General features: G+C 34.8%; 5 protein-coding genes and 4 pseudogenes. 1 reads left to right on the top strand and 8 read right to left on the bottom strand.

Annotated features, from left to right (window positions below):
* From J7E67_RS20250 to J7E67_RS20220, 8 genes and pseudogenes are all read right to left on the bottom strand, one after another.
* Positions 1 to 321, bottom strand: a pseudogene (locus J7E67_RS20250) (IS21 family transposase); the annotation flags it as partial.
* 274 nt (positions 322 to 595) lie between these two features.
* The gene (locus J7E67_RS20245) at positions 596 to 901 is read right to left on the bottom strand and encodes a MerR family transcriptional regulator (RefSeq protein ID WP_214732741.1); all 306 of its coding nucleotides are present in this window, start codon (positions 899 to 901) and stop codon (positions 596 to 598) included.
* A gap of 120 nt (positions 902 to 1,021) precedes the next feature.
* Positions 1,022 to 1,501: a hypothetical protein gene (locus J7E67_RS20240; RefSeq protein ID WP_214732740.1), complete on the bottom strand. Its 480-nt coding sequence runs from the start codon at positions 1,499 to 1,501 to the stop codon at positions 1,022 to 1,024.
* Positions 1,502 to 2,542: 1,041 nt separating this feature from the next.
* Positions 2,543 to 3,400: pseudogene (locus tag J7E67_RS20235) on the bottom strand (IS1182 family transposase); the annotation flags it as partial.
* Between the two features lie 104 nt (positions 3,401 to 3,504).
* Positions 3,505 to 3,636, bottom strand: a complete 132-nt coding sequence (locus J7E67_RS20230; RefSeq protein WP_251026892.1) for an FbpB family small basic protein — start codon at positions 3,634 to 3,636, stop codon at positions 3,505 to 3,507.
* 441 nt (positions 3,637 to 4,077) lie between these two features.
* Positions 4,078 to 4,200, bottom strand: a complete 123-nt coding sequence (locus J7E67_RS31880; protein WP_285291936.1) for a hypothetical protein — start codon at positions 4,198 to 4,200, stop codon at positions 4,078 to 4,080.
* Between the two features lie 574 nt (positions 4,201 to 4,774).
* A pseudogene (locus J7E67_RS20225) lies at positions 4,775 to 5,086 on the bottom strand (family 1 glycosylhydrolase); the annotation flags it as partial.
* Positions 5,062 to 5,379: pseudogene (locus tag J7E67_RS20220) on the bottom strand (EamA family transporter); the annotation flags it as partial. The pseudogenes J7E67_RS20220 and J7E67_RS20225, both read right to left, overlap by 25 nt.
* A gap of 376 nt (positions 5,380 to 5,755) precedes the next feature.
* Between J7E67_RS20220 and J7E67_RS20215 the strand changes: the two are divergent.
* Positions 5,756 to 6,856, top strand: a complete 1,101-nt coding sequence (locus J7E67_RS20215; protein WP_214732739.1) for a GerAB/ArcD/ProY family transporter — start codon at positions 5,756 to 5,758, stop codon at positions 6,854 to 6,856.
* The last annotated feature ends 68 nt before the right edge of the window (positions 6,857 to 6,924 follow it).

The raw sequence follows: 6,924 nt of genomic DNA, 5'->3' as shown, positions 1-6,924 counted from the left end.
CTTATTAGGTTTTTCACGAAAGGGACTAATAAACTCCCTTAGTATTGTCATTTGGCCATCATAGCCCATTCCCTGTATCTCCTCTAACAAAACTACACAATTTGTGGTTCCTTCTTTAAGTCTCTTTAACAAATACTCTTTATAGTCATCTAATTTGCTTCCTTTACTTTTTTTATCCCCCTTTCTTTTAGGAAGTTGATTCTGGTTTATGTACTTCCTAATGGTCTTTCTATCAAACCCTGTTTCTTCTGAAATTGCAGTTTGAGTCCATCCTTTCTGATGTAACTCTCTGATCATAAAAAATTCCCCATCCTTTAACATGCTGTCTCTCCACTCAAAAAAATTTTGATGTATCGAGACAATTATCCGTTATTTTTGGGGAATTTTTAACCGTTTATATTGGGGATTTTAACACCGTTTTTCACAATTTAATAGGATACACGTTTTAAAGCTATTGTGCGTACGAAATAATTTTAAAAAAACATCATACAGGGATTATAAGAATTATACTTATTCTCTATAAAAGGAGTAGTTTATTCGACACTCCATACACTAAAAAAGGACGGCTAACACAGAATTAGCCGTCCAATAAATATTATATAGCTGGATTTGTATGTTTCTGTAAGATGCGAGTCCTTTTTTGAATTTTTGCATATCGTTCCCGTTCCATGTCATTTTTCTCCAACAAACAACCATCTTGTAAGAATTCTTGAATATCTTCCAGTGTCATTCCTGTATTTTTAAGGATCTTCATAAATTGAAGCAAACGAACATCCCCCGGTGTATACATTCTCTTACCACTGGATCTTGTTGGAGAAGTCAATAAGCCGATCTTCTCATAATATCGTAATGTATGAGCAGTAAATCCGGTTTGTGCTGCAACTTCTGAAATACTGTACATACGTACCACCTCCTAGTTGTACTACGACTTAGAGTTAACTCGAAGTAAAGAAAGAGAAAAAAACTCGTCAGATTTTGTTCTGACGAGCTTACTTGTTTATATAATCTTCGAAAGCAGAAGTTATTTGCATTTTATGAATTTACTGTGTAAAGGGAGTAAAAAACTAAATACTACAAAATACAAAGGGAGTGAAATGAAAAAGCTCCAGCCATGAGTTTTTTCATATCCTACTTTCCTCATTCCCCATTCAATTAAAGTAGAAATTATGATAAAAATAATGGCTAGCATCCATTTATTTGTCTTTTTTAAATAGTTTAAATAAATAACTGAAAGTGAGGAAGGAATTAAGCTGTAGCTCAAAAACTCATCAATTCCCGTCAGGTTTGGGCTACCATAATCAACAACATTTAATATTTTTCCTAATACAGAATCAGCAATCCAAGCAAAATAACCAATTATTCCAAAAGTAATATAAAAATTTCTCCAACCTATCTCTTTTTTGGGCATAAAAAGAGCATATAAAAACAATAGTAGTGATAACACGATTGGCAGCCAATTTCCTTGAGCATGTAAATCTAAATTCTTAATTATTGAGTTCAAAGTAATCACCTCTTAATTTTATCATCTCCTAAATTAAGGTAAATATTTTAAGTTTTTAACCTACCCACCATATAGACAAAAAGACCTTCATCTGTAACTAACTTTCCCTGTTCGTTAAACAAGGAACAATGCATACTCTATACACGTCCAGTTAACATAATATCTTAATTATCGAAAGTTCATTTCACCTAAAAAGACAGAAACGGCAAAGGTTTTCTCCCCTTGCCGTTTTTTTGTGTATGCACGTTTTAATACAGCCCCGTCATAGCAGTGTTTAACGGAACTGACAGTTCCAGCAGCCTGCATAAAATATTGTATATCCTTAGCGTATAATATCCGCGTTTTGCCGTCGGGACCCCTGGTGATACCCCTATAACTTCGCATTTTTCCTGATCATACCACTTATAGCTCGAATTTGAACTATATTTTTGATAAAGTAAAATTCAAAAGTATCGCTTTATAAGCATTGGGAAGGTCGGTGAAAACACGGATGACTGGAATATATTCAAACAAATATCATGATAGTTTTTTGTAATATCATATTGCTTTTTTCACGAATAATCACATTGATCTCGAAACCAAAGAAATTGATTTTATTAAACGACGATTTGACTTCTAAGCTCTTTCCCTTCTTCAGTATAAGGTTTAATTTCCAAAAGTTTATCCACCCGGTTTGGATCCTCACTTACAACTTCAGACTCTTTTGTAGAGCCATAATTCAATAATAGATAAGGACGTTTTACCAAAAGATTAAATAATTGATTTTCGAGTACTGCAATTCCTTCTTTGGAGGCGTTACTGTCAAATTCATCAGAACTAATAAGTACATTTACCGAACTGGCAATGCCTTTTCCTATCTGCTACAACACTAAACAGACTTATAATCAGATTAACAAAAGTCGTAGCAGGCAGGAACCGTATAAATGATTTCTTTCCTAAAAGAGGAACTGTTAACCAGGGAACGATTAAAATACATAATGATAACAATTTTCTTTTATCAAGCACGGCACCCATCACTCTTTCTTTCAAAAAGGAACTCTATCGAGCAATTGCAGGTGTTTTGTATCCAGCGTCAGCAGCAACAGCAGCAGGTTTCCCTAAGTTCTCTATGACTTTTCCAAGAAGAGGCTCCAACATCGTACTATCATGAACATTACCCGGGGTGACAATCGCTCCTAAGACAAAGCCATTTTTATCGGCAGCTGCATGAAAAGAATAGGCAAACTGCTTCGTCCGCTCATCTTTCACGTAGTACCCACTCTCTGGATCCGTGGTACTTTCCTTGATTTCCTTCGTTTCTTCTTTTTCAAATTTTTCAGGGGGGATAGGCTTTTTCCCATGTTCTTCACGATCACTATTGATTTCTTCTTGAAGACGCTCTTGATACGCTTTCGTCTCTTTACGAACTACCTTTTTCTCAAATTTACGCTTATTAGCACTCGCCTTCACGTGCGTAGAATCAATAAAAACGTGTTCGCCACTGATTAATTTCTTTTCGGTTGCCAGCTTTAGAATTCTGTAAAATATCTGTTCAAATAAATCTGTATCCTTAAATCGGCGTTCATAGTTTTTACCGAAGGTGGAGAAGTGCGGTACCTTATCATGGAACCCATATCCAAGAAACCAACGATATGCTAGGTTCGTTTCAATTTCTTCTATCGTTTTACGCATCGAGCGAATATCGAACATATATTGAATGAATGCCATTTTTATTAATACAACAGGATCGATACTTGGACGTCCTCGTTCAGCAGAGTACATCTCTTGAACAAGAGGATATATAGATGAAAAATCTATCGCAGCTTCCCCTTTTCGGACCAAGTGGTTCTTCGGCACCAACTGTTCTAGAGTTATCATTTCTAATTGATCTCGATTCATTTGAGTATTTTTTGTTAGCATTTTCTCCATCACCTTACAAAATTAGTAGTATCTTTATTATACAAAAAAACTGTAGGCAAATCCCCCAAAAAGGGGGGGGTGTCTACAGTCTGCAGCTAGCTATATTAAGCTAGCTTTTTAACCTCATTGCGTTTTTCTATACGCTCTTCAATTTTTTCGATTGCTTGTTTATCTTTAAGTAATTCTTGCTTATTCTCTTTTATTAACTCTTCAAATGATTTTTTATACTTACGCATTATAACACTCTTTTCTTTTTTTGATCGATCCATTATAACATATCTGAATAATAAAACAATTCTGTTAGTTAAAAATAAGCACTGTTAACAGTACCTTAACTAAGTAGCCGTAAAAAAGGGAATAACGGTGATAGCATCTATTCACAAAATAAAAGAGTGAGTTAGAATGTTTGTAAATATATCTGTAAGTTTGCGAACATTCGTAAACTTATTTTTCACTTTGACGAACTATAAAAATGGCTTATTTATAGGGAAAATAGAAACGTTCGAAAAGTGTAACTTTTTCGAACGCACTACCTTTCTAAAGAACATAGAACTTTTACTTTTTTGGACGTTTCCTTTCACAAAGTGCGTAACTAAGATTACTTCGCATTACTTAATACATTAATTAATCCCGCAGGGTAGATTAGGAATGGATATCTTAAAAAGGAGGAGCACTCATTATACTTTAGTTACGAAGTGGGTCTCGATTTCTTTTAATAGCAATTTAGCTCCTTTCGGACGCCTCATCATTTTCTTTTCAAACCAGCTTGCGCAATGTGCACACATTTCAGTTGTTTCCATTTTAAGTCCTCTCCATAAAAATATTGACATTCAACTTAGTTAAAATTTGTAACAGTGTTCTAATCTCAGCAGGAGTAATCTTCTTTGCTTCCATTTCCTCCACAAAGAAAAGCCATTCATCACTAATTCCTCTAGAACCCTTTTTGTATCCTCAAAAAAATAAACAAGGGGAACCTCATAAAGTTCTGATACTCCCTTAATTAATTCAGCAGTTGAATTTTAATTTCTCTAATTTTTCTAAAGTTGAACGGGGGCAAAGGTGTCCAACTTATAATTTACCCAAAGTTACTGGATTCTCTGTCCGAAAGTTGACATGTATAACTTTTACGTAGTAATGATTTACAAAATCATCCACAAGAATAAACCATGTAATTTACAATTATTACTTTCACAACACAGCAGAATACATGAACAAAACAAAATAATGACTGATATATTAATGGTTTCAATAAGCTGCATGAACTAATAAATCACTTTATCTATAAACCATTTTAAACATTCAAGACAAAAAGGTAAGCCTGACAAGATTTTTTATCATTGTCTGGCTTACCTTTATATTTACATTTTCCAGGTATTAGTTCAAAGAAGCAGTAGAGACATTTAATTCTTCACCATTGGTTTCAATTACTTTTTTATACCAATAAAATGAATCTTTCTTATATCGCTTCATTGATCCGTTTCCTTCATTATCCCGATCAACATAAATCATCCCGTATCGTTTTTTCATTTCACCTGTTGTGAAGGATACGATATCGATGATTCCCCAAGGCGTATAGCCAATTAGATCAACACCATCATAATTTACTGCTTTTTCTAATGCTTCAATATGTGATTTTAAATATTCGATTCTTTGTGGATCGTGGATGGAGCCATCCTCTTCCAACGAGACATGAGTGCCCATGTTAAAGCAGCAATAAGCAGAGAAATACCACCAAGTTTACTTGACAAATTTACATGACCGTCTCCAACAATGAGAAAAACCCCAACTGTCGCTAAACAAACGGAGAGTCCCTTTTTTAACGTCAATCGTTCTTTAAGAAGTAAGCGAGCAAAAATAACCATAAATGCTGGTGTTGAAGAAGTTATAATGGCTCCCATTTGTGCTGAGGATAGCATTGTACCAGTTTCTTGAGTAACAATTGAAATGGCGTTACCAATGACCCCAATGGTTAAGCTTATTGCGGGCAGGGATGTTCTCCTCTTAAGCTGCTGCATTTCAATTTCAAGATTTTTAATCCTCTTTTTCTCATCATTCACTGCTTTATATAACTTTGAGAATCATGTTATCAACCATTTCTTTTCCAATAATTTATTTATCCACCAATTCACGAAGTTCGGTTAGAATAACATTTTTAAGACCCACTTTCTTCTTTTACTTAATGACTGGTACCAGCATTCTTGCCAGTCTTTCGATAGCTTCTAAATTCGGTATGTCATTCTTAAGGAATATTCAATAGGGGAATAGGAAAAAATAAGGTGATTATATTCGGAATAGATTCCTCACATAGTATTTTATTTACTACCACCAATACAAAAAATAAAAGAGTGAGTTCAAATGGAGAGATTTACCAATTACCAACTATTTACTATGACGTTTTTGTATCAACTTGGAACTACCATTATATTTGGTTTCGGTAATATTGCTGGCCGGGATGCTTGGATCGCTACCCTGTGTTCAACCCTTTTAGGAACTGTAGTCATTATGATGTATATCGCATTAATGCGTATGCATCCCGGATTAACACTTATCGAATGGTTCCCAGCACAACTGGGACGTTGGGTGGGTACACCAATTTCCTGGTTGTACCCGCTTCTATTTCTATTTGACGCAGGACGAGTTGTAGGTGATTTAAGGGATTTAATCCCGACAACTCTTTTACCAAACACTCCTCCCATAGTATTTAATGGGCTGTACATGCTTGTCATGGCTTACGCTTTATTCTTGGGCATCGAGAGTCTTGCACGAGTAGGAGAAACTTTGTTTTCTATAATTATGTTTTTGTTTTTAATTGAGGTTGTGTTACTTTGTAGCTCAAAAGTGATACACCTTGACTATCTGTTGCCTTTACTAGAGAAAGGCTGGAGTCCGATTTGGGAAGTAGTATATCCAGTGGGAATAACACAAACATATGGGGAGTCAATCGTGTTCGCAATGATTTGGATACAAACTAAGAACCCTGAACGGATTATGAAAATTACCATTTTATCTTCTCTTTTATCTGGTATAATGCTTTCATTCTCATTAATATTTGCCATATCAATTTTTGATGAAGATCTATTCAAACGAAGTATTTATCCGCTGTACACCATGCTTGGGGTCGTAAATGTAGGTGATTTCATCAACAACTTAAGTCCTTTTGGTGTACTCTACTTTACAGCAACAGCATTTTTTAAAATGTATATCAAAATATTCGCAGCGATTACAGCAATTAAGCAGTTGACACGCCTACAGAGTTATCGTGTACTCATCTTGCCTTCGGTAATTATCGTTCTGTATATAGGAATGACCATTTCAAAAAACGTCTCTGAACATATATTCTACCTTGCTTTAAAGATTGTTATTCCATATATATGGGTACCGTTGTTTCTCATTTTACCAGCTATGCTATGTGTCGTAACATGGGTTAAACAAAGGGTAATAAAGAGAAAGGAATAGTACATAAAAAAATGTCCTTTATTTTGGATAAGTACATGAATACCTGTACTCTCCGTAAGGGACATTTT

The organism is Bacillus sp. ISL-46 (assembly GCF_018613205.1).
Note: the sequence above shows the minus strand (reverse complement) of the source record. Positions and strands in the feature narration are given on the sequence as shown.